This is a genomic window from Streptomyces sp., assembly GCF_035644915.1.
In the GTDB taxonomy this organism is placed as follows: Bacteria; Actinomycetota; Actinomycetes; order Streptomycetales; family Streptomycetaceae; genus Streptomyces.
Genome location: NZ_DASQNP010000005.1, coordinates 1 through 26056 on the forward strand (window position 1 = coordinate 1; position 26056 = coordinate 26056).

Annotated in this window: 39 protein-coding genes; 35 read left to right on the plus strand and 4 right to left on the minus strand. The window is 69.5% G+C overall.

The window, feature by feature from the left end:
- Together VE546_RS00510 and VE546_RS00515 are read right to left on the minus strand one after the other, a co-directional pair.
- Window positions 1–194 (minus strand): DUF6881 domain-containing protein (locus VE546_RS00510; RefSeq protein WP_324916441.1); only part of this gene is annotated, 194 nt, incomplete at its 3' end.
- Window positions 195–423: 229 nt separating this feature from the next.
- Complete coding sequence (locus VE546_RS00515) at window positions 424–600, minus strand: hypothetical protein (protein WP_324916444.1); 177 nt, start codon at window positions 598–600, stop codon at window positions 424–426.
- Window positions 601–1725: 1125 nt separating this feature from the next.
- On the opposite strand from VE546_RS00515, the gene rpsJ reads away from it, so the two are divergent.
- From rpsJ to rplO, 21 genes are all read left to right on the plus strand, one after another.
- On the plus strand, window positions 1726–2034 hold the full coding sequence (gene rpsJ, locus VE546_RS00520) for a 30S ribosomal protein S10 (RefSeq protein WP_004571821.1): 309 nt from the start codon (window positions 1726–1728) through the stop codon (window positions 2032–2034).
- Between the two features lie 14 nt (window positions 2035–2048).
- Window positions 2049–2696 carry a 50S ribosomal protein L3 gene (rplC, locus tag VE546_RS00525; protein WP_324916447.1) on the plus strand — a complete coding sequence of 216 codons (648 nt, stop codon included), beginning with the start codon at window positions 2049–2051 and terminating at the stop codon, window positions 2694–2696.
- Window positions 2697–2704: 8 nt separating this feature from the next.
- On the plus strand, window positions 2705–3367 hold the full coding sequence (rplD, locus tag VE546_RS00530) for a 50S ribosomal protein L4 (RefSeq protein WP_324916450.1): 663 nt from the start codon (window positions 2705–2707) through the stop codon (window positions 3365–3367).
- A complete protein-coding gene (gene rplW, locus VE546_RS00535; protein ID WP_324916453.1) occupies window positions 3367–3690 on the plus strand; it encodes a 50S ribosomal protein L23 in 324 nt (107 codons plus the stop codon). The genes rplD and rplW overlap by 1 nt, the downstream gene beginning before the upstream one ends.
- A gap of 39 nt (window positions 3691–3729) precedes the next feature.
- Window positions 3730–4566, plus strand: coding sequence for a 50S ribosomal protein L2 (gene rplB / locus VE546_RS00540; protein WP_324916457.1), 837 nt, complete (start codon window positions 3730–3732; stop codon window positions 4564–4566).
- Between the two features lie 14 nt (window positions 4567–4580).
- On the plus strand, window positions 4581–4862 hold the full coding sequence (gene rpsS / locus VE546_RS00545) for a 30S ribosomal protein S19 (RefSeq protein WP_324916461.1): 282 nt from the start codon (window positions 4581–4583) through the stop codon (window positions 4860–4862).
- A 46-nt stretch (window positions 4863–4908) separates the two neighbouring features.
- Entirely contained in the window at window positions 4909–5256 is a 348-nt protein-coding gene (rplV, locus tag VE546_RS00550; RefSeq protein WP_037733110.1) for a 50S ribosomal protein L22, read from the plus strand.
- Window positions 5256–6083, plus strand: coding sequence for a 30S ribosomal protein S3 (gene rpsC / locus VE546_RS00555; RefSeq protein ID WP_324916464.1), 828 nt, complete (start codon window positions 5256–5258; stop codon window positions 6081–6083). Before rplV ends, rpsC begins: the two co-directional genes overlap by 1 nt.
- 5 nt (window positions 6084–6088) lie before the next feature.
- Complete coding sequence (gene rplP, locus VE546_RS00560) at window positions 6089–6508, plus strand: 50S ribosomal protein L16 (RefSeq protein WP_031510592.1); 420 nt, start codon at window positions 6089–6091, stop codon at window positions 6506–6508.
- Window positions 6508–6732 (plus strand): 50S ribosomal protein L29, encoded by a 225-nt coding sequence (gene rpmC, locus VE546_RS00565; protein WP_031510591.1) that lies wholly within the window; start codon window positions 6508–6510, stop codon window positions 6730–6732. Before rplP ends, rpmC begins: the two co-directional genes overlap by 1 nt.
- Complete coding sequence (gene rpsQ / locus VE546_RS00570; RefSeq protein WP_324916471.1) at window positions 6732–7022, plus strand: 30S ribosomal protein S17; 291 nt, start codon at window positions 6732–6734, stop codon at window positions 7020–7022. The genes rpmC and rpsQ overlap by 1 nt, the downstream gene beginning before the upstream one ends.
- 101 nt (window positions 7023–7123) lie before the next feature.
- Window positions 7124–7492: a 50S ribosomal protein L14 gene (rplN, locus tag VE546_RS00575; RefSeq protein WP_055718836.1), complete on the plus strand. Its 369-nt coding sequence runs from the start codon at window positions 7124–7126 to the stop codon at window positions 7490–7492.
- A 3-nt stretch (window positions 7493–7495) separates the two neighbouring features.
- Window positions 7496–7819, plus strand: a complete 324-nt coding sequence (gene rplX, locus VE546_RS00580) for a 50S ribosomal protein L24 (protein ID WP_324916476.1) — start codon at window positions 7496–7498, stop codon at window positions 7817–7819.
- The gene (rplE, locus tag VE546_RS00585; RefSeq protein ID WP_324916479.1) at window positions 7819–8382 is read left to right on the plus strand and encodes a 50S ribosomal protein L5; all 564 of its coding nucleotides are present in this window, start codon (window positions 7819–7821) and stop codon (window positions 8380–8382) included. The genes rplX and rplE overlap by 1 nt, the downstream gene beginning before the upstream one ends.
- A gap of 3 nt (window positions 8383–8385) precedes the next feature.
- Window positions 8386–8571 (plus strand): type Z 30S ribosomal protein S14, encoded by a 186-nt coding sequence (locus VE546_RS00590; protein WP_014144326.1) that lies wholly within the window; start codon window positions 8386–8388, stop codon window positions 8569–8571.
- 278 nt (window positions 8572–8849) lie between these two features.
- A complete protein-coding gene (gene rpsH / locus VE546_RS00595; RefSeq protein ID WP_324916486.1) occupies window positions 8850–9248 on the plus strand; it encodes a 30S ribosomal protein S8 in 399 nt (132 codons plus the stop codon).
- Window positions 9249–9272: 24 nt separating this feature from the next.
- Entirely contained in the window at window positions 9273–9812 is a 540-nt protein-coding gene (gene rplF / locus VE546_RS00600; protein ID WP_324916488.1) for a 50S ribosomal protein L6, read from the plus strand.
- A gap of 3 nt (window positions 9813–9815) precedes the next feature.
- A complete protein-coding gene (rplR, locus tag VE546_RS00605; RefSeq protein WP_324916492.1) occupies window positions 9816–10199 on the plus strand; it encodes a 50S ribosomal protein L18 in 384 nt (127 codons plus the stop codon).
- 45 nt (window positions 10200–10244) lie between these two features.
- Window positions 10245–10850, plus strand: a complete 606-nt coding sequence (rpsE, locus tag VE546_RS00610; protein WP_324916495.1) for a 30S ribosomal protein S5 — start codon at window positions 10245–10247, stop codon at window positions 10848–10850.
- A complete protein-coding gene (rpmD, locus tag VE546_RS00615; protein ID WP_324916497.1) occupies window positions 10850–11032 on the plus strand; it encodes a 50S ribosomal protein L30 in 183 nt (60 codons plus the stop codon). Before rpsE ends, rpmD begins: the two co-directional genes overlap by 1 nt.
- A 1-nt stretch (window position 11033) precedes the next feature.
- Window positions 11034–11489, plus strand: a complete 456-nt coding sequence (gene rplO, locus VE546_RS00620) for a 50S ribosomal protein L15 (RefSeq protein ID WP_324916499.1) — start codon at window positions 11034–11036, stop codon at window positions 11487–11489.
- Between the two features lie 188 nt (window positions 11490–11677).
- Here rplO and VE546_RS00625 read toward each other — a convergent pair whose 3' ends face one another.
- Window positions 11678–12064, minus strand: coding sequence for a hypothetical protein (locus VE546_RS00625; protein WP_324916502.1), 387 nt, complete (start codon window positions 12062–12064; stop codon window positions 11678–11680).
- 1210 nt (window positions 12065–13274) lie between these two features.
- Between VE546_RS00625 and secY the strand changes: the two genes are divergently transcribed.
- The 13 genes from secY to VE546_RS00690 all read left to right on the plus strand — a co-directional run bounded on the left by secY (window position 13275) and on the right by VE546_RS00690 (window position 24265).
- Window positions 13275–14591, plus strand: a complete 1317-nt coding sequence (secY, locus tag VE546_RS00630; protein ID WP_324916505.1) for a preprotein translocase subunit SecY — start codon at window positions 13275–13277, stop codon at window positions 14589–14591.
- Window positions 14591–15244 carry an adenylate kinase gene (locus tag VE546_RS00635; protein ID WP_324916507.1) on the plus strand — a complete coding sequence of 218 codons (654 nt, stop codon included), beginning with the start codon at window positions 14591–14593 and terminating at the stop codon, window positions 15242–15244. The genes secY and VE546_RS00635 overlap by 1 nt, the downstream gene beginning before the upstream one ends.
- 128 nt (window positions 15245–15372) lie before the next feature.
- Window positions 15373–16209 (plus strand): type I methionyl aminopeptidase, encoded by an 837-nt coding sequence (gene map, locus VE546_RS00640; RefSeq protein ID WP_324916510.1) that lies wholly within the window; start codon window positions 15373–15375, stop codon window positions 16207–16209.
- Window positions 16210–16422: 213 nt separating this feature from the next.
- Complete coding sequence (infA, locus tag VE546_RS00645; RefSeq protein ID WP_003948620.1) at window positions 16423–16644, plus strand: translation initiation factor IF-1; 222 nt, start codon at window positions 16423–16425, stop codon at window positions 16642–16644.
- Window positions 16645–16702: 58 nt separating this feature from the next.
- Window positions 16703–16816: a 50S ribosomal protein L36 gene (gene rpmJ / locus VE546_RS00650; protein WP_009740505.1), complete on the plus strand. Its 114-nt coding sequence runs from the start codon at window positions 16703–16705 to the stop codon at window positions 16814–16816.
- A gap of 199 nt (window positions 16817–17015) precedes the next feature.
- Window positions 17016–17396: a 30S ribosomal protein S13 gene (gene rpsM / locus VE546_RS00655; protein WP_324916513.1), complete on the plus strand. Its 381-nt coding sequence runs from the start codon at window positions 17016–17018 to the stop codon at window positions 17394–17396.
- A gap of 68 nt (window positions 17397–17464) precedes the next feature.
- Window positions 17465–17869 carry a 30S ribosomal protein S11 gene (gene rpsK, locus VE546_RS00660; protein ID WP_004571845.1) on the plus strand — a complete coding sequence of 135 codons (405 nt, stop codon included), beginning with the start codon at window positions 17465–17467 and terminating at the stop codon, window positions 17867–17869.
- A gap of 26 nt (window positions 17870–17895) precedes the next feature.
- Complete coding sequence (gene rpsD / locus VE546_RS00665; RefSeq protein WP_324916516.1) at window positions 17896–18522, plus strand: 30S ribosomal protein S4; 627 nt, start codon at window positions 17896–17898, stop codon at window positions 18520–18522.
- Window positions 18523–18650: 128 nt separating this feature from the next.
- The gene (locus VE546_RS00670) at window positions 18651–19673 is read left to right on the plus strand and encodes a DNA-directed RNA polymerase subunit alpha (RefSeq protein ID WP_324916519.1); all 1023 of its coding nucleotides are present in this window, start codon (window positions 18651–18653) and stop codon (window positions 19671–19673) included.
- A 189-nt stretch (window positions 19674–19862) separates the two neighbouring features.
- The gene (rplQ, locus tag VE546_RS00675) at window positions 19863–20411 is read left to right on the plus strand and encodes a 50S ribosomal protein L17 (protein WP_324916522.1); all 549 of its coding nucleotides are present in this window, start codon (window positions 19863–19865) and stop codon (window positions 20409–20411) included.
- 92 nt (window positions 20412–20503) lie between these two features.
- Window positions 20504–21361, plus strand: a complete 858-nt coding sequence (gene truA, locus VE546_RS00680) for a tRNA pseudouridine(38-40) synthase TruA (protein ID WP_324916525.1) — start codon at window positions 20504–20506, stop codon at window positions 21359–21361.
- A gap of 109 nt (window positions 21362–21470) precedes the next feature.
- Window positions 21471–22388, plus strand: a complete 918-nt coding sequence (locus VE546_RS00685; protein ID WP_414720367.1) for a D-alanyl-D-alanine carboxypeptidase family protein — start codon at window positions 21471–21473, stop codon at window positions 22386–22388.
- A 146-nt stretch (window positions 22389–22534) separates the two neighbouring features.
- On the plus strand, window positions 22535–24265 hold the full coding sequence (locus tag VE546_RS00690) for a hypothetical protein (protein ID WP_324916531.1): 1731 nt from the start codon (window positions 22535–22537) through the stop codon (window positions 24263–24265).
- 59 nt (window positions 24266–24324) lie between these two features.
- On the opposite strand, the gene VE546_RS00695 is transcribed toward VE546_RS00690, so the two are convergent.
- Window positions 24325–25182: a hypothetical protein gene (locus VE546_RS00695; RefSeq protein WP_324916534.1), complete on the minus strand. Its 858-nt coding sequence runs from the start codon at window positions 25180–25182 to the stop codon at window positions 24325–24327.
- A gap of 414 nt (window positions 25183–25596) precedes the next feature.
- On the opposite strand from VE546_RS00695, the gene rplM reads away from it, so the two are divergent.
- Window positions 25597–26040 carry a 50S ribosomal protein L13 gene (gene rplM, locus VE546_RS00700; protein WP_324916537.1) on the plus strand — a complete coding sequence of 148 codons (444 nt, stop codon included), beginning with the start codon at window positions 25597–25599 and terminating at the stop codon, window positions 26038–26040.
- Window positions 26041–26056 lie beyond the last annotated feature (16 nt).

Below are 26056 nucleotides of genomic sequence, written 5' to 3' on the forward strand. Positions count from 1 at the left end.
TCGGCGATGTCGCCGAGCGGGACTTCGCTGAGGCCGACCTCGGCCGTCTCGTGTTCGGCGTCCGCCCGCAGCAGCCGCCCGTCCCGGTAGCCCTGGATTCTCCGCGTCTCCCACCGGTCGGGGCCGATCTCGCTGTAGAAGAGCACGGGCTCCTCACCGAGGTCGTGGTGCCACTCGACCCGCCAGTACTCCACCTACCCGACTCCTTCCGGACCGGCACCGGTGCCGGGGGACACTGTCCGGCGGAAGATCTCGGCGTCGGAGACGAAGCGGTGCGCCCCGGCGCATGGCACAGGGTGGCTCCCCCACTTCGAGACACAGCCCTCGTTGGCCATGACCGTCCACTCCACCAGGCCGGCCAGGATGCGCGGGCGGAGCCGGACGTCCGCCACGCGCTCGCCGTAGCTTCTCCTACGGTGCTCCTCACACACCAGCTACGGCCCGTCCTTCGGGCCACAGGAAGGGGCCGCCCACCGAGCTCTGGTCCATGCCCGAGCTGCCGGGCTGCGGGTGCAGGCGTGTGGCGGTGCGCCGGTGGCGGGACAGTTCGGGGGACAGCGCCTCGACGTCCACCGGGCGTTCGGGGGTGGTGCGTGACATGGGTGGGTCTCCGGTGATCCGTTACTGGAGTACAGGCGTCCGCACTCCGGTGGCAGGATTGTCCAAGGAGCCGGTGAGCGAAAACCCATTGCTGCCGTACGCCTCGGTCCCAAGCCTGACATTCGCCGGCCTCGGCTGCCGGCAGATCCAGCGGGTCCGTCCAGGTCAGGGGGTGTGGACGTAGTGGGCCCGGGTTGGGCGCGGGGGCCAGGCCGAGCCAGTCGAAGACGGTGGCCAGGGTGACGGGCCGGCCGTCGGCGGCCCTTCGCCGCAGTATCCCCGGCCGGGGACGAGCTCCGCGTGATCTTCGACACCGGCCTCGTCGGGCGCGGCTGGAGCCGGCCGGTGCCGCACGGGGACTGGCCGTCGCGCGGTTCCGGTGGCACCGCCCCGCGCCGGGGCTGCCGGAGGTCCGGGAGGAGTGGTACGCGGAGGCACGTGGGCACCGGGCGTCGACGGCTTCGCCCCGGTGGAGAGCGGCGGCCCCGGCGGGGAGACGGTGCGCACCGGCTGCACCGTCGGCGAGGAGGCGGAACCGTACGGGGCGGGGAGGACGTTCCGGGGGCGGTACGGCCACTCCCCGCGAGGGCCGCCGGAGGCCGGGGCGGTCGCGGCGACCGCGTACGGTGCCGTCCCGCCGCTCTCCGTCGCCGCACCGCCGGGGTACGGGATTGTGGGGTTTCCCTATATAAAGAGGATGGCGTCGCGCAGGGCCGGGCGGCCCCCGGGAGCGGCACGGTTGAACGGTGCCCCCGCGGGGTATCGTTTCCGGTCCCGATTGGCGACCCGCGTGGGCCATATGGCACACTGTCCAAGTTGCTCGGTTGAGTGCCGATGCTGCGCGCCTCCCGCCGGGGGGACCGGAAGCGAGTCCCAATGTATTCGTCGCTCCTCATCAGGGGCGGAAGTACGGGAATCTTCCGGGAAGCGTCAGCGGGGTACCGACCAGGCGCCCGGTGGGTGTCATCCCCGGCCTGCGGTCTCCGCGCCGCATCCCCATAGCAGGGAAATCCTTTAAGGGATATCCATGTCAGCGGGGGTGCGACACGCCCGACCGCGTGGGTCGGAGAGGGCAGGGCCTGCCGGGTCCCAGAGCGTGACGAGAGACAGGACTACGAAGTAGCCATGGCGGGACAGAAGATCCGCATCCGGCTCAAGGCCTACGACCACGAGGTCATCGACACCTCGGCGAAGAAGATCGTCGAGACGGTGACCCGTACCGGTGCGTCGGTCGCGGGCCCGGTGCCGCTGCCCACTGAGAAGAACGTGTACTGCGTCATCAAGTCGCCGCACAAGTACAAGGACTCGCGCGAGCACTTCGAGATGCGCACCCACAAGCGCCTGATCGACATTCTCGACCCGACGCCGAAGACCGTTGACTCGCTGATGCGCCTGGACCTGCCGGCCGGCGTCGACATCGAGATCAAGCTCTGAGAGGCCCGGTAGAGATGACCACCAAGCAGATCAAGGGTGTCCTGGGCGAGAAGCTCGGCATGACCCAGGTCTGGGACGAGAACAACCGCGTCGTCCCGGTGACCGTCGTCAAGGCCGGTCCCTGTGTCGTCACCCAGGTGCGCACCGCAGACAAGGACGGCTACGAGGCCGTCCAGATCGCCTTCGGCGAGATCGACCCGCGCAAGGTGAACAAGCCCCTCAAGGGCCACTTCGCCAAGGCCAACGTGACCCCGCGCCGCCACCTGGTGGAGCTGCGTACCGCCGACGCCAGCGAGTACACGCTCGGCCAGGAGATCACCGCCGATGTGTTCGAGGCCGGCACCAAGGTCGACGTGACCGGCAAGAGCAAGGGCAAGGGCACCGCCGGTGTCATGAAGCGCCACGGCTTCGGCGGCCTCGGTGCCGGCCACGGCACGCAGCGCAAGCACCGCTCGCCCGGTTCCATCGGTGGCTGCGCCACCCCGGGCCGCGTGTTCAAGGGCCTGCGCATGGCCGGCCGCATGGGCAACGAGCGGGTCACCACCCAGAACCTGACCGTCCACGCCGTTGACGCGGAGAAGGGTCTGCTGCTCATCAAGGGCGCGGTTCCCGGTCCGAACGGCGGCCTCGTCCTGGTCCGTACCGCGGCCAAGGGGGCCTGAGGTAACCGATGAGCACCATTGACATCCTTTCGCCGGCAGGCGACAAGGCCGGGACCGTCGAGCTCCCCGCGGAGATCTTCGACGTGCAGGTCAGCGTCCCGCTGATCCACCAGGTCGTCGTCGCGCAGCTGGCCGCTGCCCGCCAGGGCACGCACAAGACCAAGACCCGCGGCGAGGTCCGTGGCGGTGGCAAGAAGCCGTACCGCCAGAAGGGCACCGGCCGCGCCCGCCAGGGTTCGACCCGCGCCCCGCAGTTCGCCGGTGGTGGCGTCGTGCACGGTCCCGTGCCGCGTGACTACTCGCAGCGGACCCCGAAGAAGATGAAGGCCGCCGCCCTGCGTGGTGCCCTCTCCGACCGGGCGCGTCACAACCGCATCCACGTCGTGACCGACGTGGTCGACGGCGAGATCTCCACCAAGGCCGCCAAGACCCTGTTCGGCAAGATCAGCGAGCGCAAGAACCTGCTCCTGGTCGCCGAGCGGAGCGAGGAAGCCGCGTGGCTGTCCGCCCGTAACCTGCCCCAGGTCCACATCCTGGAGCCGGGCCAGCTCAACACGTACGACGTGCTCGTCTCCGACGACGTGGTCTTCACCAAGGCCGCCTTCGAGAGCTTCGTGGCTGGTGCCCCTGCCTCCAGGAGGAACGCCCAGCGCGAAGGGAGCGACGCCTGATGACCGAGGCGACCGTCACCAGCAAGACCTTCTCCGACCCCCGCGACATCCTCGTGAAGCCGGTGGTGTCCGAGAAGAGCTACGCGCTGCTGGACGAGAACAAGTACACGTTCATCGTCGACCCGCGCGCCAACAAGACCCAGATCAAGCAGGCCGTCGAGGCGGTCTTCTCGGTCAAGGTCACCGGGGTCAACACGATCAACCGGCAGGGCAAGCGCAAGCGCACTCGGACCGGCTACGGCAAGCGCGCCAACACCAAGCGCGCCATCGTGACCCTCGCCGAGGGCGACCGTATCGACATCTTCGGCGGTCCGGTCTCCTAAGCGGAGGTCGGCCGTCCGATATCGGACGAGGACTGAGAAATGGGTATCCGCAAGTACAAGCCGACGACTCCGGGCCGTCGTGGCGCCAGTGTCGCCGACTTCGTCGAGATCACGCGGTCCACGCCGGAGAAGTCGCTGGTCCGCCCCCTGCACAGCAAGGGCGGCCGTAACAACGCCGGTCGTGTGACCGTCCGCCACCAGGGCGGTGGCCACAAGCGCGCCTACCGGGTGATCGACTTCCGCCGTCACGACAAGGACGGCGTGCCGGCCAAGGTCGCGCACATCGAGTACGACCCCAACCGCACGGCGCGCATCGCCCTGCTGCACTACGCGGACGGCGAGAAGCGCTACATCCTGGCGCCGGCCGGCCTGAAGCAGGGCGACCGGGTGGAGAACGGCCCCAACGCCGACATCAAGCCGGGCAACAACCTCGCGCTGCGCAACATCCCGGTGGGTACGACCATCCACGCCATCGAGCTGCGGCCCGGTGGCGGCGCGAAGTTCGCCCGCTCCGCCGGTGCCTCCGTGCAGCTGCTGGCGAAGGAGGGCCGCATGGCCCACCTGCGCATGCCGTCCGGTGAGATCCGCCTGGTCGACGTCCGCTGCCGCGCCACCGTCGGCGAGGTCGGCAACGCCGAGCAGTCGAACATCAACTGGGGCAAGGCCGGCCGTATGCGCTGGAAGGGCGTCCGCCCGACCGTTCGCGGTGTGGTCATGAACCCTGTCGACCACCCGCACGGTGGTGGTGAGGGCAAGACCTCCGGTGGTCGTCACCCGGTCTCGCCGTGGGGCAAGAAGGAAGGACGTACGCGCTCGCCGAAGAAGGCCAGCAACAAGTACATCGTCCGCCGCCGCAAGACGAACAAGAAGCGCTAGGAGGCGGGTTTTCGATGCCGCGCAGTCTCAAGAAGGGGCCCTTCGTCGACGACCACCTGATGAAGAAGGTGGAAGCCCAGAACGAAGCCGGCACCAAGAACGTCATCAAGACCTGGTCCCGCCGCTCGATGATCGTCCCGGCCATGCTGGGCCACACGATCGCGGTGCACGACGGCCGCAAGCACGTCCCGGTGTTCGTCACCGAGTCGATGGTCGGCCACAAGCTCGGCGAGTTCGCGCCGACCCGCACCTTCCGCGGCCACGAGAAGGACGACCGCAAGTCGCGTCGTCGCTGATCTGCGGAACAAGCGAAGACCAATGACCGACACCGAAGGGACAACCATGGAAGCCAGGGCCCAGGCGCGGTACATCCGCGTCACGCCCATGAAGGCCCGCCGCGTGGTGGACCTCATCCGTGGCCTGGACGCCACGGAGGCTCAGGCGGTCCTGCGTTTCGCCCCGCAGGCCGCGAGCGTGCCCGTGGGCAAGGTGCTTGACAGCGCCATTGCCAACGCCGCGCACAACTACGACCACACGGACGTCGACAGCCTGTACGTCTCCGAGGCGTACGTCGACGAGGGCCCGACCCTGAAGCGGTTCCGTCCGCGCGCCCAGGGCCGCGCCTACCGGATCCGTAAGCGGACCAGCCACATCACCGTGGTCGTCAGCAGCAAGGAAGGAACCCGGTAATGGGGCAGAAGGTCAACCCGCACGGGTTCCGGCTCGGCATCACCACGGACTTCAAGTCCCGGTGGTACGCCGACAAGCTCTACAAGGACTACATCAAGGAAGACGTCGAGATCCGTCGCCTGCTCACGCAGGGCATGGAGCGGGCCGGCATCTCCAAGGTGGAGATCGAGCGCACCCGTGACCGCGTCCGCGTCGACGTTCACACCGCCCGTCCGGGCATCGTGATCGGCCGCCGCGGCGCCGAGGCGGAGCGCATCCGCGGTCAGCTCGAGAAGCTGACCGGCAAGCAGATCCAGTTCAACATCCTCGAGGTGAAGAACCCGGAGACGGACGCTCAGCTGGTGGCCCAGGCCGTCGCCGAGCAGCTGTCCTCCCGCGTCTCCTTCCGCCGTGCGATGCGCAAGTCGATGCAGAGCACGATGAAGGCCGGCGCCAAGGGCATCAAGATCCAGTGCGGTGGCCGCCTCGGCGGCGCCGAGATGTCCCGCTCCGAGTTCTACCGCGAGGGCCGTGTTCCCCTGCACACCCTCCGCGCCAACGTCGACTACGGCTTCTTCGAGGCCAAGACGACCTTCGGCCGGATCGGTGTGAAGGTCTGGATCTACAAGGGCGACGTCAAGAACATCGCCGAGGTCCGCGCCGAGAACGCCGCCGCCCGCGCCGGCAACCGCCCCTCCCGCGGTGGCAGCGACCGCCCGCGCCGCGGTGGCGAGCGCGGTGGCCGCGGCCGCAAGCCGCAGCAGGACCGGACCGAGGCTCCCAAGGCCGAGGCGAGCAACGCCGCTCCGGCCGCCGAGAGCACCGGCTCTGCCGGAAAGGAGGCCTGACCGTCATGCTGATCCCCCGCAGGGTCAAGCACCGCAAGCAGCACCACCCGAAGCGCAAGGGCATGGCCAAGGGTGGCACCGAGGTTGCTTTCGGCGAGTACGGCATCCAGGCCGTGACCGGCGCGTATGTGACCAACCGGCAGATCGAGGCAGCTCGTATCTCCATGACGCGTCACATCAAGCGTGGCGGCAAGGTGTGGATCAACATCTACCCGGACCGCCCGCTGACCAAGAAGCCCGCCGAGACCCGCATGGGTTCCGGTAAGGGTTCGCCGGAGTGGTGGGTCGCGAACGTCAAGCCCGGTCGGGTGATGTTCGAGCTGTCCTACCCGAACGAGAAGATTGCTCGTGAGGCGCTCACCCGCGCTGCTCACAAGCTTCCGATGAAGTGCCGGATCGTTCGGCGCGAGGCAGGTGAGTCGTGATGGCGGCCGGAACCAAGGCGAGTGAGCTGCGCGAGCTGAGCGACGAGGAACTCGTCGTGAAGCTGCGCGAGGCCAAGGAGGAGCTGTTCAAGCTCCGTTTCCAGGCGGCGACCGGACAGCTGGAGAACAACGGTCGGCTGAAGGCCGTCCGCAAGGACATCGCCCGGATCTACACCCTGATGCGGGAGCGCGAGCTCGGCATCGAGACGGTGGAGAGCGCCTGATGAGCGAGACGAATGTGACTGAGACTGCGAAGAACAAGCAGCGCGGCTTCCGCAAGACCCGCGAGGGTCTGGTCGTCAGCGACAAGATGGACAAGACCGTCGTCGTCGCCGTCGAGGACCGCGTCAAGCACGCCCTGTACGGCAAGGTCATCCGCCGTACGAACAAGCTCAAGGCGCACGACGAGCAGAACGCCGCGGGTGTCGGCGACCGCGTCCTCCTGATGGAGACCCGGCCGCTGTCCGCGACCAAGCGCTGGCGCGTCGTCGAGATCCTCGAGAAGGCCAAGTAATCCCCGAGATCCCTCCTCGGGACGAGTTCCGCCAGGCTCGGTGAGGTGCGTGTGTCACCACACGCACCCGCCGGGAACCGGCAGACGATCAGGAGATAGACGTGATCCAGCAGGAGTCGCGACTGCGCGTCGCCGACAACACGGGAGCGAAGGAGATCCTTTGCATCCGTGTTCTCGGTGGCTCCGGCCGCCGCTACGCGGGTATCGGTGACGTCATCGTCGCCACCGTCAAGGACGCGATCCCCGGTGGCAACGTGAAGAAGGGCGACGTCGTCAAGGCCGTCGTCGTGCGCACCGTCAAGGAGCGCCGCCGCCCGGACGGCTCGTACATCCGCTTCGACGAGAACGCGGCCGTCATCCTCAAGAACGATGGCGACCCCCGCGGCACCCGTATCTTCGGCCCGGTGGGCCGTGAACTGCGCGAGAAGAAGTTCATGAAGATCATCTCCCTCGCGCCGGAGGTGCTGTAACCGATGAAGATCAAGAAGGGTGACCTGGTCCAGGTCATCACCGGCAAGGACAAGGGCAAGCAGGGGAAGGTCATCGCGGCCTACCCCCGTGAGGACCGCGTCCTGGTCGAGGGTGTGAACCGGGTCAAGAAGCACACCAAGGCCGGACAGACCGCCCGGGGCTCGAAGACCGGCGGCATCGTGACGACCGAGGCCCCGATCCACGTGAGCAACGTGATGCTCGTCGTGGAGAAGGACGGCAAGAAGGTCGTCACCCGTGTCGGTTACCGCTTCGACGATGAGGGCAACAAGATCCGCGTTGCCAAGCGGACCGGTGAGGACATCTGATGACTTCCGCTACGACTGTGCAGCCGCGCCTGAAGGTGCGCTACCGCGAGGAGATCGCGGACAAGCTGCGTGAAGAGTTCAAGTACAAGAACGTCATGCAGGTGCCCGGCCTCACCAAGATCGTGGTCAACATGGGCGTGGGCGAAGCCGCCCGCGACTCCAAGCTGATCGAGGGCGCCGTCCGCGACCTCGCCACGATCACCGGCCAGAAGCCGGCCGTGACCAAGGCCCGGAAGTCCATCGCGCAGTTCAAGCTGCGCGAGGGCCAGCCGATCGGTGCCCACGTCACCCTGCGGGGCGACCGGATGTGGGAGTTCCTGGACCGCCTGCTGTCGCTGGCGCTGCCGCGCATCCGCGACTTCCGCGGGCTGTCGCCGAAGCAGTTCGACGGCCGGGGCAACTACACCTTCGGTCTCACGGAGCAGGTCATGTTCCACGAGATCGACCAGGACAAGATCGACCGGGTCCGGGGCATGGACATCACCGTGGTCACCACGGCGAACACTGACGAGGAGGGCCGCGCCCTGCTGCGTCACCTCGGATTCCCGTTCAAGGAGGCATGAGCCGTGGCTAAGAAGGCTCTGATTGCCAAGGCGGCCCGCAAGCCGAAGTTCTCGGTGCGCGCCTACACGCGCTGCCAGCGCTGCGGCCGTCCCCACTCCGTCTACCGCAAGTTCGGCCTGTGCCGCGTGTGCCTTCGTGAGATGGCCCACCGCGGCGAGCTGCCGGGCGTCACCAAGAGCTCCTGGTGACCCGCCCCCGCCCGACCGCCGCCCTGCGGGGCGGAAGGCGGACGGGCGGGTCCGGCGGGCCCCGGGGCCCTAGGTAAACCCTGGTCGGCGAGAGCCCGCTCCACGCGCCGCCCGACGGCCGCGGAACGGGCGCTCGCCGGCCACGGCAGCCCGCGCGGGCGCACAGCCCGCTATCGAAAACGACTACGCCGTAGGTCCCCGTGCCCGGCCCTCCCGGTTCCGACAGGGAGGGCGACGGCACGGAGGAAACCCCGGCGAGAGAGGCCCAAGGCCATCACATGACCATGACCGATCCGATCGCAGACATGCTGACGCGTCTGCGAAACGCGAACTCGGCGTACCACGACACCGTCGTGATGCCGCACAGCAAGATCAAGGCGCACATCGCGGAGATCCTCCAGCAGGAGGGCTACATCACCGGCTGGAAGGTCGAGGACGCCCAGGTGGGCAAGAACCTCGTCCTGGAGCTGAAGTTCGGCCCGAACCGCGAGCGTTCGATCGCCGGTATCAAGCGCATCAGCAAGCCGGGTCTGCGGGTCTACGCAAAGTCCACCAACCTGCCGAAGGTGCTCGGCGGCCTGGGCGTGGCGATCATCTCCACCTCCCACGGCCTCCTCACCGACAAGCAGGCTCAGAAGAAGGGCGTGGGTGGGGAAGTCCTCGCCTACGTCTGGTAACGGAAGGGAACGGAGGTACAGCTCATGTCGCGTATCGGCAAGCTCCCCATCCAGGTTCCCGCCGGTGTGGACGTCACCATCGATGGCCGTACGGTCGCCGTGAAGGGCCCCAAGGGCACCCTGACGCACACCGTCGCCGCGCCCATCGAGGTCGCCAAGGACGAGGACGGCACGATCCGTGTCACCCGCCCGAACGACGAGAACCGGAACAAGGCCCTCCACGGCCTGTCCCGCACGCTGGTGGCGAACATGATCACTGGCGTGACCCAGGGATACAGCAAGCAGCTCGAGATCAGCGGTGTCGGTTACCGCGTCCAGGCCAAGGGCTCCAACCTGGAGTTCTCCCTGGGCTACAGCCACCCGATCCTCGTCGAGGCCCCCGAGGGCATCACCTTCAAGGTCGAGAGCCCGACCAAGTTCAGCGTCGAGGGCATCGACAAGCAGAAGGTCGGCGAGGTCGCCGCGCGGATCCGCAAGCTGCGCAAGCCCGACCCGTACAAGGCCAAGGGCGTGAAGTACGCGGGCGAGGTCATCCGCCGCAAGGTCGGAAAGGCGGGTAAGTAAGCCATGGCATACGGTGTGAAGGTCGCCAAGGGCAGCGCGCGCAAGGCCGCCGCTGTCAAGCGTCGCCACATCCGCGTCCGGAAGAAGGTCTCGGGCACCCCCGAGCGCCCCCGTCTGGTGGTGACGCGTTCCAACCGCCACATGGTGGCGCAGGTCATCGACGACATCGCGGGCCACACGCTCGCCTCGGCGTCGACGCTCGACAGCTCGATCCGCGGGACCGAGGGCGACAAGAGCGCCCTGGCCAAGAAGGTCGGCGCCCTGGTCGCCGAGCGGGCCAAGGCCGCGGGCATCGAGGCCGTCGTGTTCGACCGCGGCGGCAACAAGTACGCCGGGCGGATCGCCGCCCTGGCCGACGCCGCCCGCGAGGCCGGGCTCAAGTTCTGAGCCGGTCCCTACGCAAAGCGGACGCATAGGAGAGAGGTAATTCCAATGGCTGGACCCCAGCGCCGCGGTGGCGGCGCCGGTGGCGGCGAGCGGCGGGACCGTAAGGACCGGCGGGACGGCGGCGCGGCCGCCGAGAAGACCGCGTACGTCGAGCGGGTCGTCGCGATCAACCGCGTCGCCAAGGTTGTGAAGGGTGGTCGTCGCTTCAGCTTCACCGCGCTGGTCGTGGTGGGCGACGGCGACGGCACCGTGGGTGTCGGGTACGGCAAGGCCAAGGAGGTGCCGGCCGCCATCGCCAAGGGTGTGGAGGAGGCCAAGAAGCACTTCTTCAAGGTCCCCCGCATCCAGGGCACCATCCCGCACCCGATCCAGGGTGAGGAGGCCGCGGGTGTCGTGCTGCTCAAGCCGGCCTCGCCCGGTACCGGTGTGATCGCCGGCGGTCCGGTGCGCGCCGTGCTGGAGTGCGCGGGCATCCACGACGTGCTGAGCAAGTCCCTCGGCTCGTCGAACCCGATCAACATCGTGCACGCCACGGTGGCCGCTCTGAAGGGCCTGCAGCGCCCCGAGGAGATCGCCGCCCGCCGCGGCCTGCCGCTGGAGGACGTTGCGCCGGCCGCTCTGCTGCGGGCGCGGGCTGGGGTGAGTGCCTGATGGCTCGCCTGAAGGTCACCCAGACCAAGTCCTACATCGGCAGCAAGCAGAACCACCGCGACACCCTGCGTTCCCTCGGCCTCAAGCGAGTGAACGACACGGTCGTCAAGGAGGACCGTCCCGAGATCCGCGGCATGGTGCACGCCGTCCGCCACCTCGTGACGGTCGAGGAGGTCGACTGACATGGCGGAGAGCAAGCCGCTGAAGGTCCACAACCTCCGGCCGGCCCCGGGCGCCAAGACCGCCAAGACCCGCGTCGGTCGCGGTGAGGCGTCCAAGGGCAAGACCGCCGGTCGTGGTACCAAGGGCACCAAGGCCCGCTACCAGGTTCCGCAGAGCTTCGAGGGTGGGCAGATGCCGCTGCACATGCGGCTGCCCAAGCTCAAGGGCTTCAAGAACCCGTTCCGCACCGAGTACGAGGTCGTCAACCTCGACAAGCTGGCGGCCCTGTACCCCGAGGGTGGCGAGGTCACCGTTTCCGACCTGGTCGCCAAGGGTGCGGTGCGCAAGAACCAGCCCGTGAAGGTGCTGGGCAACGGCGAGATCTCCGTGGCCCTGCAGGTGACCGTGGACAAGGTCTCCGGCTCCGCCAGGGAGAAGATCACCGCTGCCGGCGGCACCGTCACCGAGCTCGCCTGAGCTGCGGCTCAGGACACCCGTCAGCCCGGGTACCCCCGTCACATCGGGGGCGCCCGGGCTGACGCGCACGTGGACGCGCGCAGCGCACGGCCGCGCCTCCCGGCCCCCGCGGGCCGGCGGAGACGCGTACACGAGCCGAGGGCCCGCCGGTTTCCCGGCGGGCCCTCGAACATGGCTGCCTGGCCTGATCAGGCGGTACCGGACTTCGACCGGCAGTAGCGGTTCGCGCCGTCGGCGCCGTCCCGGAGGCAGGCCGTGAGCGTCACCTTGGTGCCTTCCGCGATGTCGAGGTCCTTCAGCACGCAGACCCCGTCGTCGCCGGTGGCGTCGTGGATCTCCACCGTGGTCGAGTTGTAGGTGAGGATGGCGACCGCGCGGAGACCGTCGGTCTTGTGGTCGCAGGCGTTTGTGAGCTCGTCGTCGGGGTTGAAGTTCGCCATCCCGCCCTCGTTCGTGGTGTACACGGAGAGGTGCGGGCCGTCCGCTGCGGCGGGCGTCGCGGCGAGGGCGAACCCGGCCGCGACGAACAGGGCCGTGACCGCCACCGAGGCGGGACGCTTGAGAAGAGTACGCATTGGCTGCTCCTTTTCGGTTGCCGGGATGCATGGCCGCCTCAGGGCGAGAGGGCGTGCTTTTTCCCGGGAGAGAGAATCCGTGAATTTCGATTGCCGTGGCGCGAGTGGGCGATTGGTGCGGCTGGAATGACATCCGGTGGCCTGCCCCTGCGACATTCTTCGGTTCCCCGCGCGGACAACCCGGCCCCTGGAGCCCCGGGAAGCGGTCAACATTTTCCCGGTGGGATGTCGCCACCGGGATTCCGGAATCCCTGTTTCTTCGGGCCGGGACGGGCCGAGCAGGCCGCGGAACACCGATCCCGCGTACGACGTACGGGCGGTGCCGGCGCGGGGTGTGGTGCGCCCAGGTCAGAGGCCGAAGCCACCGGAGGCGCCGACCGGGCGGCCGGGCACGCTCGACTGTGGCCCCCGCCGGAGGGGGAGCGGTGCCCGCACGGAATGGGCCGAGAAGCCACCGGCATGCCCGGTCTGTCTTGAAGTAATACGAAGCACCATTCCCCCGTGTGCCCATTGATCCGGTTGTGCAGTGGTCTCGTCGGAGGCTAGGCGATCACGGACCGGCGGGTCAAGGAATTTATGCGGCGGCGATATGCGGTCAAAACCGGCGAGTGGGTGGCGGAGTCCTTAATTGCCGTCCATCTTTCTGGCGGATTTCTGGCCTTGTCCCGGCCGAATATGGCTGGTAAAGGAAAGTTTCCGGCCGGTGCGCCGGACGGGGGCGGTGGGCAGTGCCTTCGCGGTACCCCTTGCGGCGGTACCCCCTGTGGTAGTCGGCGGAGCGACACCCGGCTTCGCCGGCCATGTGACCCGGGGAGCGCAGCCCGTCCTCCGTCCGCACCGGCGGATGCCCCGGAGCCCCGGCGGGACGGGAGCTGGCCGGTGTACCGGGCGATGTGCCGATCGGCCGAGGACGCCGCCGCCACTGACGGCCCGCTGCCGGTCTTGGGGAACTGCGGGACGCGGTAATCTGAGGCCAGGCACACGCTTCCCGGTAATCTGAGGCCAGGCACACGCTCCCCGCAACACGGGCATGCACAGGCTCGACCACCTGGAGCGGTCTGACCGCTGGCTTGTTGTTCCATAGTGGCTGGTGGCGTGGGTAGGGTGGCCCGCGCTGTTACTCTCCCTGGAGTCTGCGCCGACGCAGGCTCCCATTCAAACCGATACCAGACCACACCTCGCTCGCGAAGCGGGGGCCGCAGGAGGCACCGTGTTCACCGCGTTCGCCCGGGCGTTCAAGACGCCCGACCTGCGCAAGAAGCTGCTCTTCACCCTTGGCATCATGGTGCTCTTCCGGCTCGGGGCGCACGTCCCCGCTCCGGGGGTCAGCTTCGAGAACGTCAACCAGTGCGTGAAAGAGGCGGAGAGCTCCGGTGCCGGCCTCTTCGGGCTGGTCAACATGTTCAGCGGTGGCGCGCTGCTGCAGCTCACCATCTTCGCGCTCGGGATCATGCCGTACATCACGGCGAGCATCATCCTGCAGCTGCTGGTGGTGGTGATCCCGAGGCTGGAGGCCCTGAAGAAGGAGGGGCAGTCCGGCCAGGCGAAGATCACGCAGTACACCCGCTACCTTACCGTGGCGCTGAGTGTCCTCCAGGCCACCGGCCTGGTGGCGACGGCTCGCAGCGGCAGCCTCTTCGCGCAGTGCAGGGTCCGGGACGAGATCATCCCGGACGACTCGATCTTCACCACCATCACCATGGTGATCGCCATGACCGCCGGCTCCGCGCTGATCATGTGGCTGGGCGAGCTGATCACCGACCGCGGCATCGGCAACGGCATGTCGATCCTGATGTTCGTGTCGATCGCCGCCGGCTTCCCCGGTTCCCTGTGGGCCATCAAGCAGCAGGGCAGCCTCGCGGACGGCTGGATCGAGTTCGGCGTGGTGATCATCTGCGGCCTGGCGATGGTCGCGCTGGTGGTCTTCGTCGAGCAGGCGCAGCGCCGCATCCCGGTGCAGTACGCCAAGCGGATGATCGGGCGCCGCTCGTACGGCGGCACCTCCACCTACATTCCGCTGAAGGTCAACCAGGCGGGTGTGATCCCCGTCATCTTCGCGTCGTCGCTGCTCTACATTCCGGCGCTGATCGTCCAGTTCAGCGGTTCGCAGGCGGGCTGGGCCGACTGGATCAACCAGCACCTCGTCCGGGGTGACCACCCCTACTACATCATCACGTACTTCGTGCTGATCGTGTTCTTCGCCTTCTTCTACGTCGCCATCTCCTTCAACCCCGAAGAAGTTGCCGACAACATGAAGAAGTATGGTGGTTTCATCCCCGGCATCCGGGCCGGTCGTCCCACGGCGGAGTACCTGAGCTACGTGCTGAACCGCATCACGTGGCCCGGCTCGCTCTACCTGGGCCTGATCGCCCTGGTGCCCACCGTCGCGCTGGTGATGTTCAACGCGAATCAGAACTTCCCGTTCGGCGGGACCAGCATCCTGATCATCGTGGGTGTCGGTCTGGAGACCGTGAAACAGATCGAGAGCCAGCTTCAGCAGCGCCATTACGAAGGGTTCCTCCGCTGATGCGAATCGTCCTCGTCGGACCGCCTGGCGCGGGCAAGGGCACGCAGGCCGCGTACCTGGCCGAGAACCTGTCCATCCCGCACATCTCCACAGGCGATCTCTTCCGCGCCAACATCAGCCAGGGCACCCAGCTCGGGCAGAAGGCGCAGGAGTACATGAGGGCCGGCAAGCTCGTACCGGACGAGGTCACGATCGGGATGGCCAGGGACCGCATGGAGCAGCCGGACGCGGAGAACGGCTTCCTGCTCGACGGCTTCCCGCGCAACCTCTCCCAGGCCGAGGCGCTGGACGGCATCCTGCGGGAGACGGGGACGGAGCTGGACGCGGTGCTCGACCTGGAGGTCCCCGAGGACGAGGTCGTCCGGCGGATCGCCGGGCGGCGGATGTGCCGCAACGACAGCAGCCACATCTTCCACGTCGAGTACAGCCGGCCGAGGACCGAGGGCGTCTGCGACGTCTGCGGCGGCGAGCTGTACCAGCGGGAGGACGACAGCGAGGAGACCGTCCGCAAGCGCCTGGAGGTCTACCACACCGAGACCGAGCCGATCATCGACTACTACAAGGCCCAGGACCTGGTCGTGACGATCTCGGCGCTCGGCAAGGTGGCCGAGGTGACCAAGCGCGCCATGGAGGCGCTCGGACGCGCCGCCTAGCCGGAACACGAGGACGGCGGTCGGCCGCGGTGCCCCATCCGGGTGCCGCGGCCGTATCGTGTAGGGATGGGCCCGGCGCCGCGCCGGGCGGGACGTTGCCGGAACGGAAGCTGGAAGGCGTCAGCCGCATGCTGGAGATCAAGACCCCGGAGCAGATCGCGAAGATGCGCGCGGCCGGGCTGGTCGTCGCCGCGATGCACGCGGCGTGCCGCGAGGCGGCAGTGCCCGGTGCGACCACCAAGGATCTGGACGAGGTCGCCGCGAAGGTGCTCGCCGACCACGGCGCCAAGCCGAACTTCCTCGGCTACGGCGGCTTCCCCGGCAACATCTGCACCTCGGTGAACGACGTCGTCGTCCACGGCATCCCCAACCGGGAGACCGTCCTGAAGTCGGGCGACATCATCTCCATCGACGCGGGCGCGATCGTCGACGGCTGGCACGGGGACGCGGCGATCACCGTCTTCGTCGGCGAGGGGCACCGGCCGGAGCTGCACGAGCTGAGCCGGGTCACCGAGGAGTCGATGTGGGCCGGCATCGCGGCCATGCGCAAGGGCAACCGGCTGGTGGACATCTCCAAGGCGATCGAGGGCTACATCCGCCGCCAGCCCCGCCCGGCCTCCGGCCGCTACGGGATCATCGAGGACTACGGCGGCCACGGCATCGGCAGCCAGATGCACATGGACCCGCACCTGCTGAACTACGTCGACCGCAGGCGCGGCCGCGGCCCGCGGCTGGTGCCGGGGATGTGCCTGGCGATCGAGCCCATGGTGAGCCTGGGCACGGCGAAGACCCACGTCCTGGACGACGACTGGACGGTCAAGACCAACGACGGCTCCTGGGCCTGCCACTGGGAGCACTCGGTCGCCCTGACCGAGGAGGGGCCGCTGGTGCTGACCGCGCCGGACGGCGGACGGGCGAAGCTGGCCGAGTACGGCGTCACGGCCGCCCCCGACCCGCTGGGCTGAGGCGGCGGGCGTCCCGCGCCTCCCGTACCGCCCCCGGGGGCGCGTTCGGTTCGTATTGCCTGGAGACCGCATAAGGATCTCCCGGGATGGGCATACATCTGCGATTCGTTTTTTGCCGCACCGTGTCGTAGACTGGTTCGTCGGTCCACGTGTGCCTGCGCGCACCCACGGGCTGACCCAGGTAGCCGATCCCGGAAGGTGAAGCGCTCAAGCATGGCCAAAAAACAAGGGGCCATCGAGATCGAGGGCACCGTCGTCGAGTCTCTCCCGAACGCGATGTTCAAGGTGGAGCTCCAGAACGGGCACCAGGTCCTCGCCCACATCAGTGGCAAGATGCGCATGCACTACATCCGCATCCTGCCGGACGACCGTGTCGTGGTGGAGCTGTCTCCCTACGACCTGACGCGTGGGCGGATCGTCTACCGCTACAAGTAGATCTTGCCCTCACCCCGCTTCCGTGGGGTGGTGGCCTGACCCGGAGAACCTCACATCCATGAAGGTCAAGCCGAGCGTCAAGAAGATCTGCGACAAGTGCAAGGTGATCCGCCGCCACGGCCGGGTCATGGTCATCTGCGAAAACCTGCGCCACAAGCAGCGCCAGGGCTGACGCACGACCGACGCCTCGCACCTCGCGGTTCTTCGCGCGACGCAAGCGACAAGTAGATACGCAGTCACCCGACCCCCCGCCGTGACCCTTCACTGCCGGTGGGGACGACACCCCCGGACGGAGGCCGGGGACCCGGCTCGTACTCGCTACGGGAACGGTGCTGCGGAAGACCTCCGACAAGAAACCAGGAGCCACGTTCATGGCACGCCTCGAAGGCGTTGACCTCCCGCGCGACAAGCGGGTGGAGGTCGCCCTCACCTATGTCTTCGGCATCGGTCGCACCCTTGCCAAGCAGACGCTGCAGAACACCGGTGTGAACCCGGACACGCGCGTTCGTGATCTGACCGAGGACGAACTGGTCCGGATCCGCGAGTACGTGGACGCCAACATCAAGACGGAGGGTGACCTCCGTCGCGAGATCCAGGCCGACATCCGCCGCAAGGTGGAGATCGGCAGCTACCAGGGTCTGCGTCACCGTCGCGGTCTGCCCGTCCGGGGCCAGCGCACCAGCACCAACGCCCGCACCCGCAAGGGCCCGCGTCGCGCGATCGCCGGTAAGAAGAAGCCGGGCAAGAAGTAGTCCTCGCCGGACACCGAACAGTGGTCCGGACTCCGTAGGACCGACCACCTCCACGGGAGAGAGTTTCCATGCCTCCGAAGGGCCGTACGGCCGGCGCCAAGAAGGTGCGCCGCAAGGAGAAGAAGAACGTCGCCCACGGGCACGCTCACATCAAGAGCACGTTCAACAACACCATCGTTTCCATCACCGACCCCACCGGCAACGTGATCTCCTGGGCTTCGGCCGGTCACGTGGGCTTCAAGGGTTCGCGCAAGTCGACGCCGTTCGCCGCGCAGATGGCGGCCGAGTCGGCCGCCCGCCGTGCGCAGGAGCACGGCATGCGCAAGGTCGACGTGTTCGTCAAGGGTCCCGGCTCCGGCCGTGAGACCGCGATCCGTTCCCTCCAGGCCACCGGTCTCGAGGTCGGTTCGATCCAGGACGTCACCCCGACCCCGCACAACGGCTGCCGCCCGCCGAAGCGCCGCCGCGTCTGACCAGCTGAAGTAGGAGATACACGACAATGGCGCGTTACACCGGGGCCGACTGCAAGCGTTGCCGTCGGGAGAAGCAGAAGCTCTTCCTCAAGGGAGCTAAGTGCGAGAGCGCTAAGTGCCCGATCGAGATCCGTCCTTACCCCCCGGGTGAGCACGGACGCGGGCGCACCAAGGACAGCGAGTACCTGCTGCAGAAGCGTGAGAAGCAGAAGGCCGCTCGCATCTACGGCGTCCTGGAGAAGCAGTTCCGCGGGTACTTCAACGAGGCGAACCGCAAGCAGGGCAAGACGGGTGAGAACCTGCTGCAGATCCTCGAGTCCCGCCTGGACAACGTGATCTACCGGGCCGGCTTCGCCAAGTCCCGCGACCACGCCCGTCAGCTCGTCCGCCACGGGCACATCATGGTGAACGGTCGCAAGACCGACATCCCGTCGTTCCGGGTCTCCCCGAACGACATCGTCGAGGTCCGTCCCTCCTCCCGCAACCTGACCCCCTTCCAGGTGGCCCAGGCGGAGGCCGGCGAGAAGACCGTGCCGGCGTGGCTGGAGGCCATCCCGTCGAAGCTGCGGATCCTCGTCCACTCGCTGCCCGAGCGCCAGGTGATCGACACCCAGGTGCAGGAGCAGCTGATCGTCGAGCTGTACTCGAAGTAACGGCTCGCGCGGTACGGGCGGTGCGGCGTGCACGCGCCGCGCCGCCCGTACCCTTGCAGTAGATACCGGGCTCCCCGCCCGGTGCTCGGCATCAAATAGCGGTTGCCGAAGACTGGAGGCACACCCCCATGCTGATCGCTCAGCGCCCCTCACTGACCGAAGAGGTCGTCGACGAGTTCCGCTCACGGTTCGTGATCGAACCCCTGGAGCCCGGCTTCGGCTACACCCTCGGAAACTCCCTGCGTCGTACGCTCCTCTCCTCGATCCCCGGTGCTGCGGTGACCAGCATCCGGATCGACGGGGTCCTGCACGAGTTCACCACCGTGCCGGGCGTCAAGGAGGACGTCACCGACCTGATCCTCAACATCAAGAGCCTGGTCGTCTCCTCGGAGCACGACGAGCCGGTCGTGATGTACCTGCGCAAGCAGGGTCCGGGTCTGGTCACCGCCGCCGACATCGCCCCGCCGGCCGGTGTCGAGGTGCACAACCCCGACCTCGTGCTCGCCACGCTGAACAGCAAGGGGAAGCTGGAGATGGAGCTGACCGTCGAGCGCGGTCGCGGCTACGTCTCCGCCATGCAGAACAAGCAGGCCGGCCAGGAGATCGGCCGCATCCCGGTCGACTCCATCTACTCGCCGGTCCTCAAGGTCACCTACAAGGTCGAGGCGACCCGTGTCGAGCAGCGCACCGACTTCGACAAGCTGATCGTCGACGTCGAGACCAAGGAGTCCATGCGCCCGCGTGACGCCATGGCCTCCGCCGGCAAGACCCTGGTCGAGCTGTTCGGGCTCGCGCGGGAGCTGAACGTCGACGCCGAGGGCATCGACATGGGTCCGTCCCCGACGGACGCCGCGCTCGCCGCCGACCTGGCCCTGCCGATCGAGGAGCTGGAGCTGACCGTCCGCTCCTACAACTGCCTCAAGCGCGAGGGCATCCACACCGTGGGCGAGCTGGTCGCCCGCTCCGAGGCGGACCTGCTCGACATCCGCAACTTCGGCGCGAAGTCGATCGACGAGGTCAAGGCGAAGCTGGCCGGAATGGGCCTGACCCTCAAGGACAGCCCGCCCGGATTCGACCCGACCGCCGCCGCGGACGCCTTCGGCACCGACGAGGACGCGGACTCCGGTTTCGTCGAGACCGAGCAGTACTGACCGAGCGGTACTGACGTACTGAGGCCGGTTCCCACCGGCGCCCCGACCGGGCGCGGCACCCGCCGCGCCCGGTCGGCCCACGCTTCCGGGGCCGCGTCCGCGAGCCCCGGGTTCCGGCGGGCACAAGCCCGTGCGGACACTGACACCGGTACCTGACACGGCCGGTGCAGACACGAGAGGAACGGATCAATGCCGAAGCCCACCAAGGGCGCCCGCCTCGGCGGCAGCGCCGCGCACGAGAAGGCCATGCTGGCGAACCTCGCCACCAGCCTCTTCGAGCACGGCCGCATCACCACCACCGAGGCCAAGGCCCGCCGGCTGCGCCCGGTGGCGGAGCGTCTGATCACCAAGGCGAAGAAGGGCGACCTTCACAACCGCCGCCAGGTGATGCGGACGATCCTCGACAAGAGCGTCGTCCACACGCTCTTCACCGAGATCGCCCCGCGCTACGAGAACCGCCCGGGCGGCTACACCCGCATCACCAAGATCGGTAACCGCCGTGGCGACAACGCTCCCATGGCCGTCATCGAGCTGGTGGAGGCCCTGACCGTGCAGCAGGAGGCCGTCGGCGAGGCCGAGGCCGCCACGAAGCGCTCCGTCAAGGAGCAGCAGGCCAAGGACGCCGCGGGCGACGAGGCCGCCGAGGCCCCGGCCGAGGAGAAGGCCGAGGCCGAGGAGAAGGCCGAGGGCGCGTCCGAGGCCGGCGAGGAGAAGGCCGAGGAGAAGAAGGACGCCTGAGGCGCCCTTCGGCACCTCGCCACCGAGCGGAAAGCGGCGGACCCGTCTCCCTCCCGGGAGCGGGTCCGCCGCCGTCTGAGAGGATCACCTGCGTGAGCGACGACGTGGAGCCCGGGTACGTACGGGTCCGGCTGGACCTGTCGTACGACGGCAGGGACTTCTCGGGCTGGGCGCGGCAGCACGGGCGGCGCACCGTCCAGGGCGAGCTGGAGGACGCCCTGCGGGTCGTGACCCGCTCGGAGGAGACCTTCGAGCTGACGGTCGCGGGCCGCACCGACGCGGGCGTGCACGCCCGCGGCCAGGTGGCGCACGTGGACCTGCCCGCCGGGGTGTGGGAGGCGCACCGCGACAAGCTGCTGCGCCGGCTGGCCGGACGGCTGCCGCACGACGTACGGGTCCACCGGATCGGTGAGGCCCCGCCCCACTTCAACGCGCGCTTCTCGGCCATCTGGCGCCGCTACGCCTACCGGGTCTGCGACCACCCGGGCGGCGTGGACCCGCTGCTGCGCGGCCACGTGCTCTGGCACGACTGGCCGCTGGACGTGGACGCCATGAACGCCGCGGCGAAGGGGCTGCTGGGGGAGCACGACTTCGCGGCGTACTGCAAGCGGCGCGAGGGCGCGACGACCATACGCACGCTCAAGGAGCTGAGCTGGGAGCGGCGGCCGGACGGCATCGTGGAGGCGAGGGTCGTCGCCGACGCCTTCTGCCACAACATGGTGCGCTCGCTGGTGGGCGCGCTGCTCTTCGTCGGCGACGGCCACCGGCCGCCGTCGTGGCCGGCGGAGGTGCTGGCCGCGGGCGTGCGGGACTCGGCCGTGCACGTGGTGCGGCCGCACGGGCTCACCCTGGAGGAGGTCGGCTACCCGGCCGACGAGCTGCTGGCCGCGCGCAACGCCGAGGCGCGCAACCGGCGCACGCTGCCGGGCGCGGGGGCGGGTTGCTGCTGAGCGGTTTGGCTTGTTCCGACGGCAACCATCGCCGCCGTCCGGTTGTCTGATGGTCGGGGCCCGCGACGCGCGGGCTCGCCGACCCATGACGACGGAGCGTGCATTGAGACTGAGAACAAGGGGGCTCGGCCGCGCGGGCGCGGTGGTCGCGACCGCGGGAGCCGTACTCGCCGCGGGACCGCTGGTCGCACCGGCACAGGCGGCGTCGGGGCCGTCCGGCATCAGCGCCAAGGGCGCCTTCCTGCTGGACAGCGGGCCCAACAAGACCCTGTGGAGCAAGGCCGCCGACACCAAGCGCGAGATGGCCAGCACCACCAAGATCATGGCCGCGGCGGTCGTCGTCACCACCAAGGGCGTCGACCTCAACCGCAAGATCACGGTCAAGCAGGCCTACCGCGACTACGTCGCCAGGAACGGTGCCAGCACCGCGGACCTGAAGACGGGCGACAAGCTCACCGTGCGGCAGTTGCTGTACGGGATGATGCTGCCCTCCGGCTGTGACGCGGCGTACGCGCTGGCGGACGCGTTCGGCAGCGGCAGCACCACGTCGGCCCGCACCAAGTCGTTCATCTCGAAGATGAACAAGAAGGCCGCCGACCTGGGGATGAAGAACACGAAGTTCGACTCCTTCGACGGCATCTCCACCACGGGCAAGAACTACTCGACCCCCCGCGACATGGCGAAGCTGGCACGGCACGCGCTGGCGAACTCCGCCCTGCGGGAGGTCGTCAAGGCGCCCAAGACCGTCCAGAAGGCGACCAACGGGCGCACGTACACCTGGTACAACACCAACAAGCTGCTGGGTTCGTACAAGGGCGTGGTCGGCATCAAGACGGGCACGGGCACCAAGGCCGGACCGTGCCTGGTCTTCGCGGCGACGCGCGACAAGCGCACGGTCGTCGGCGTGATCCTCAACAGCGCCAACCGCTACCCGGACGCGACGAAGATGCTCGACTGGGCCTTCAAGCAGAAGACGCCCACCAAGGTGACCCTGCGCCAGCTCCCGCCGGGCGCCCAGCAGGACTGACGTCCCGCCGCCGCTCCGGGGCCCGGCCGGCCCGGTCCCGGAGCGGTGCGGACGCGGTCGCCGCGCGCGGGACGGGCGCACCGATGCCGGATCGTCACCGCGAACGGCTGGCCAAACGCCGCCGCCCTGGGCTTTGATCCGTTCCCGTGGCCCGTCTCGCCGTCCTCCTGAGCATCCCCCGCGCCCTGCGGCACCTCCCCCGCGTCGGAGCCGACCTGCCGCCCGACGAGGCGGTGGTGCTGGACGCCCCCGCCGCGCCGCTGCGCGAGGCGCTGGCCGAGGCCGGCGAGGGGGACTTCACCGTCGCCCGCGACCTGCTGGCCTCGACGCGGCGCGGCGCCCGGTGGGAGCGGCGCGACCGCTGGGTCGCCGGGCTCGCCGAGTACGCGCTGCACCGCCCCGGCTGGCTGGACGCCTGGCTCGCCGAGCACCCCGACGACCCCGACGCCCGGCTGGTCAGGGCCGACCTGGCCGTCCGCCAGGCGTGGGAGGTACGGACCTCCGCCCGCGCCAGGGACGTCTCCCGCGAACAGTTCCGGGCCTTCCACACCCTGCTGCGGGACGCCGTACCCGCCATCGAACGCGCGGTGGAGCTCAACCCCGAGGACCCGGTGCCGTGGCGGGTGGCGCTCACCCACGCCCGCGGCTCCCAGGCCCCGCGCGAGGTCTTCGACGGCTACCTGATGGAGGTCATGGACCGCGACCCGGGCCACTACGGCTGCCACGCCAGCGCCCTGCAGTACCTGTGCGCCAAGTGGTACGGCTCCCACGAGGAGATGTTCGAGTTCGCGGAGAGCGCGGCGGACCGGGCCGGGCCCGGGGCGCTGCTGAACGCCCTGCCGGTCACCGCCGTGACCGAGTACGCCCTCGACCACGCGCCCGGCGAGGACGGCCCGATCCCCGCGCGGCGCGTCGCCGCGGCCGTGGACCGGGCGCTGGAGCTGTCCGCCCACTACGAGCCGGGCGACCCGGTCGCCGCCGGATTCCGCAACCACCTGGCGCTCGCGCTGATCCGCGCCGACCGGCTGGAGGAGGCGCTGGAGACCTTCCGCGCGATCGGGGTGCACGCGCGCTCCTCCCCGTGGGCCCTCCTGGGCGGGGACCCGCTGGAGGAGTTCCTCGACCTGCGCAAGGGCGTGCGCCTCCAGCTCGCCGGCCGCATCCCCCTCTTCTCCCGGCCCGCCCCGCCGCCGGAGCGGGCGGGGACGGCCGCGGCCGGGGGTCCGGACGCCGCGTGGCGGGCCCGCGCCCTCGCCGTGTGCTCGGCGCCCCTGCCCGAGGTGGCGGAGGCGGCGCTGCTGACCGGCCTGGACCTGCGCATGGCCCCCGCCCCCGGCGCCCGTACCCTCGTGGAACTCGCGGCCCCGGCCGCCTCCGCCCCGCGCGGCGGCGTACGCGGCGCGCTCCTGGGGGAGGGGAGGCTGACGCAGGCGGTGTCCACGATCACCCGGGCGGAGACGTGGCCCGCCGTGGTGCTGCACCGCACCGGCGACCGGTACGGGATCGCACTGCTGCGCGACGGGAGGACGGTCGCCGCCCACGAGTGGGACCTGGCCGCGCCCGTACCGGACTTCGCGGAGGCGGCCGGGGTGGCGAAGGCGTTCGCCGACGCCCACGGCGTGGCGGACAGCCGTCCGCTGACGGCCCTGCTGCGCGCCGGCGGCGGCGACGCGGCGCGCCTGGCCGAGGTGTGCGCGGCGCTGGGGCTGCCGCCGCTGCCGGAGGGCTTCGGGGAGCGGGCGGAGGTGCTCGACGGGGTGCGCGGGGCGCGGCTGGTCAGGCGCCGCTCGCTCCTGGCCGCGATCAGGGAGTCGCTGGGCTCGGGCGGGAGCCGGGAGGACCGGGGGAGCGGGGAGGAGTCCGTGTCGTCCCGGTGAGCCCCGCGGGCGGGTGCGCTCCCGCGGGCGGGGCGCTTCTGCGGAGGCGGCGGGGCCCGTCAGCCCTCGGCGACCGAGGCCGCCGCCTGCTCCTGGCCGCGCTTGAGGATGCGGGCGAAGGCGAAGTCGGCGGCGTCGCGGCCGGCCTGGGGAGCGGCGGTGTCGGAGGTGGTGACGTTCCTGCCGCCGGTGTAACCGGCGATGGTGAAGTACGCGTAGCGGCCCAGCGCGTTGGCCGAGGTGTGGCAGGTCACGCCCCGGCAGAAGGCGGGGACGCCCGCGCCGGGCAGCGAGGCGATGTTGGGCCGGTACTGGTCCTTGGCCTTCGCCGCCGCCGCCGCGTCGTCGAAGACGGCGACGCCGACGGTGACCGCGATCCCGCCGCGCCGGTAGGTCACCCGGATCAGCTCGCGGCAGCCGTTGTTCGTCAGCACCGTGCCCAGGGCGCCCTGGGTGGCGGCGGCGCAGTTCTCGGTGGAGGCGGTGGCCCCCTTCTGGTACGTCCGGCCGTTGGCCGTCATCGAGGAGCCGGGGAAGAGCGTCCCGGCGCCGAGCGGCGCCGTGTCCTTCTCGGCGCTGGAGAGGAAGTCCCGCGGGTCCGGGGGCGGGGGCGGGGGCTCCTCGGAGAAGGTCGGCTCCGGCTGCTCCGGGCTGGGCGGCAGGCTCTCGGTGGACGGGAGCGACTCCGACGGCCGGGCGGACGCCTCGGCGCCGCCCCCGCCGCCCTCGCTGACGACGGCGGTCGCGACGATCGCGGCGACGACGGCCGTGGCCACCGCACCGCCGCCGATCATCAGCCAGCGGCGGCGGCGGGCGCGGGCGCGTTCGGCACGCTCGGCGAGCGCGACCCAGTCCGGTGTGTCCGGTGCGGACGGTCCCCCGGGGCCCCAGCCCGGCCCCCCCTGCCCAAAGCTCATGGGCGCATCCTATGCGCTCGGCACGGCCCCGGGGCCCGTCCGGAGCCGGGGCCGGGGAGGCCGCCCCGGTGGCCCCGGTGGGCGCCGGCGGCGGGCTCGGGGTGATGCCCGTGGTCCGTGGAGGCCATGGGGTCCGCGGGGTCCGTGCGGGACGGGCGGACGGCGGGAGCCGCCCGGCGCCCGGCGCTCCGCGCGGGGGAGGCGTTTTGACCCATGCGGAGGAGGGCCGGTATCCTGCTGGTTCGTTGTGCGTATTGGCTTGCTCGTTCTCACGTGAGAGGCCGCTACGCCTGGTCCACCAGGACGATGACCAGCGACCCGCATCGGCTTGCGTCACCGGCGCGTGGTCAAGGCTGTCGTGATCTCCGGTGACCTTGTCAGGAAACACTCACTGAAGAAGCGAAGGCTACGACCGTGCGTACGTACAGCCCCAAGCCCGGCGACATTCAGCGTCAGTGGCACGTCATCGACGCCACCGACGTCGTCCTGGGCCGCCTGGCGTCCCAGGCTGCCACCCTTCTGAGGGGCAAGCACAAGCCGGTGTACGCGCCGCACGTTGACGCTGGTGACTTTGTCATCATCATCAACGCCGACAAGGTGCACCTCTCCGGCAACAAGCGGACTCAGAAGCTGGCCTACCGCCACTCCGGCTACCCGGGTGGTCTGCGGTCCGTCCGTTACGACGACCTGCTCCGCAAGAACCCCGAGAAGGCCGTGGAGAAGGCCGTCAAGGGCATGCTCCCGAAGAACTCCCTGGGCCGCCAGATGCTCTCGAAGCTGAAGGTCTACGCAGGCGAGAACCACCCGCACGCCGCCCAGCAGCCGGTTCCGTTCGAGATCACTCAGGTCGCGCAGTAGTCCGGCCACCCAAGAC

Coding starts and splice junctions, on each gene's coding strand:
- VE546_RS00515 (WP_324916444.1), bottom strand. CDS start 600: ATGTCACGCACCACCCCCGAACGCCCGGTGGACGTCGAGGCGCTGTCC.
- rpsJ (WP_004571821.1), top strand. CDS start 1,726: ATGGCGGGACAGAAGATCCGCATCCGGCTCAAGGCCTACGACCACGAG.
- rplC (WP_324916447.1), top strand. CDS start 2,049: ATGACCACCAAGCAGATCAAGGGTGTCCTGGGCGAGAAGCTCGGCATG.
- rplD (WP_324916450.1), top strand. CDS start 2,705: ATGAGCACCATTGACATCCTTTCGCCGGCAGGCGACAAGGCCGGGACC.
- rplW (WP_324916453.1), top strand. CDS start 3,367: ATGACCGAGGCGACCGTCACCAGCAAGACCTTCTCCGACCCCCGCGAC.
- rplB (WP_324916457.1), top strand. CDS start 3,730: ATGGGTATCCGCAAGTACAAGCCGACGACTCCGGGCCGTCGTGGCGCC.
- rpsS (WP_324916461.1), top strand. CDS start 4,581: ATGCCGCGCAGTCTCAAGAAGGGGCCCTTCGTCGACGACCACCTGATG.
- rplV (WP_037733110.1), top strand. CDS start 4,909: ATGGAAGCCAGGGCCCAGGCGCGGTACATCCGCGTCACGCCCATGAAG.
- rpsC (WP_324916464.1), top strand. CDS start 5,256: ATGGGGCAGAAGGTCAACCCGCACGGGTTCCGGCTCGGCATCACCACG.
- rplP (WP_031510592.1), top strand. CDS start 6,089: ATGCTGATCCCCCGCAGGGTCAAGCACCGCAAGCAGCACCACCCGAAG.
- rpmC (WP_031510591.1), top strand. CDS start 6,508: ATGGCGGCCGGAACCAAGGCGAGTGAGCTGCGCGAGCTGAGCGACGAG.
- rpsQ (WP_324916471.1), top strand. CDS start 6,732: ATGAGCGAGACGAATGTGACTGAGACTGCGAAGAACAAGCAGCGCGGC.
- rplX (WP_324916476.1), top strand. CDS start 7,496: ATGAAGATCAAGAAGGGTGACCTGGTCCAGGTCATCACCGGCAAGGAC.
- rplE (WP_324916479.1), top strand. CDS start 7,819: ATGACTTCCGCTACGACTGTGCAGCCGCGCCTGAAGGTGCGCTACCGC.
- rpsH (WP_324916486.1), top strand. CDS start 8,850: ATGACCATGACCGATCCGATCGCAGACATGCTGACGCGTCTGCGAAAC.
- rplF (WP_324916488.1), top strand. CDS start 9,273: ATGTCGCGTATCGGCAAGCTCCCCATCCAGGTTCCCGCCGGTGTGGAC.
- rplR (WP_324916492.1), top strand. CDS start 9,816: ATGGCATACGGTGTGAAGGTCGCCAAGGGCAGCGCGCGCAAGGCCGCC.
- rpsE (WP_324916495.1), top strand. CDS start 10,245: ATGGCTGGACCCCAGCGCCGCGGTGGCGGCGCCGGTGGCGGCGAGCGG.
- rpmD (WP_324916497.1), top strand. CDS start 10,850: ATGGCTCGCCTGAAGGTCACCCAGACCAAGTCCTACATCGGCAGCAAG.
- rplO (WP_324916499.1), top strand. CDS start 11,034: ATGGCGGAGAGCAAGCCGCTGAAGGTCCACAACCTCCGGCCGGCCCCG.
- VE546_RS00625 (WP_324916502.1), bottom strand. CDS start 12,064: ATGCGTACTCTTCTCAAGCGTCCCGCCTCGGTGGCGGTCACGGCCCTG.
- VE546_RS00635 (WP_324916507.1), top strand. CDS start 14,591: ATGCGAATCGTCCTCGTCGGACCGCCTGGCGCGGGCAAGGGCACGCAG.
- map (WP_324916510.1), top strand. CDS start 15,373: ATGCTGGAGATCAAGACCCCGGAGCAGATCGCGAAGATGCGCGCGGCC.
- infA (WP_003948620.1), top strand. CDS start 16,423: ATGGCCAAAAAACAAGGGGCCATCGAGATCGAGGGCACCGTCGTCGAG.
- rpmJ (WP_009740505.1), top strand. CDS start 16,703: ATGAAGGTCAAGCCGAGCGTCAAGAAGATCTGCGACAAGTGCAAGGTG.
- rpsM (WP_324916513.1), top strand. CDS start 17,016: ATGGCACGCCTCGAAGGCGTTGACCTCCCGCGCGACAAGCGGGTGGAG.
- rpsK (WP_004571845.1), top strand. CDS start 17,465: ATGCCTCCGAAGGGCCGTACGGCCGGCGCCAAGAAGGTGCGCCGCAAG.
- rpsD (WP_324916516.1), top strand. CDS start 17,896: ATGGCGCGTTACACCGGGGCCGACTGCAAGCGTTGCCGTCGGGAGAAG.
- VE546_RS00670 (WP_324916519.1), top strand. CDS start 18,651: ATGCTGATCGCTCAGCGCCCCTCACTGACCGAAGAGGTCGTCGACGAG.
- rplQ (WP_324916522.1), top strand. CDS start 19,863: ATGCCGAAGCCCACCAAGGGCGCCCGCCTCGGCGGCAGCGCCGCGCAC.
- VE546_RS00695 (WP_324916534.1), bottom strand. CDS start 25,182: ATGAGCTTTGGGCAGGGGGGGCCGGGCTGGGGCCCCGGGGGACCGTCC.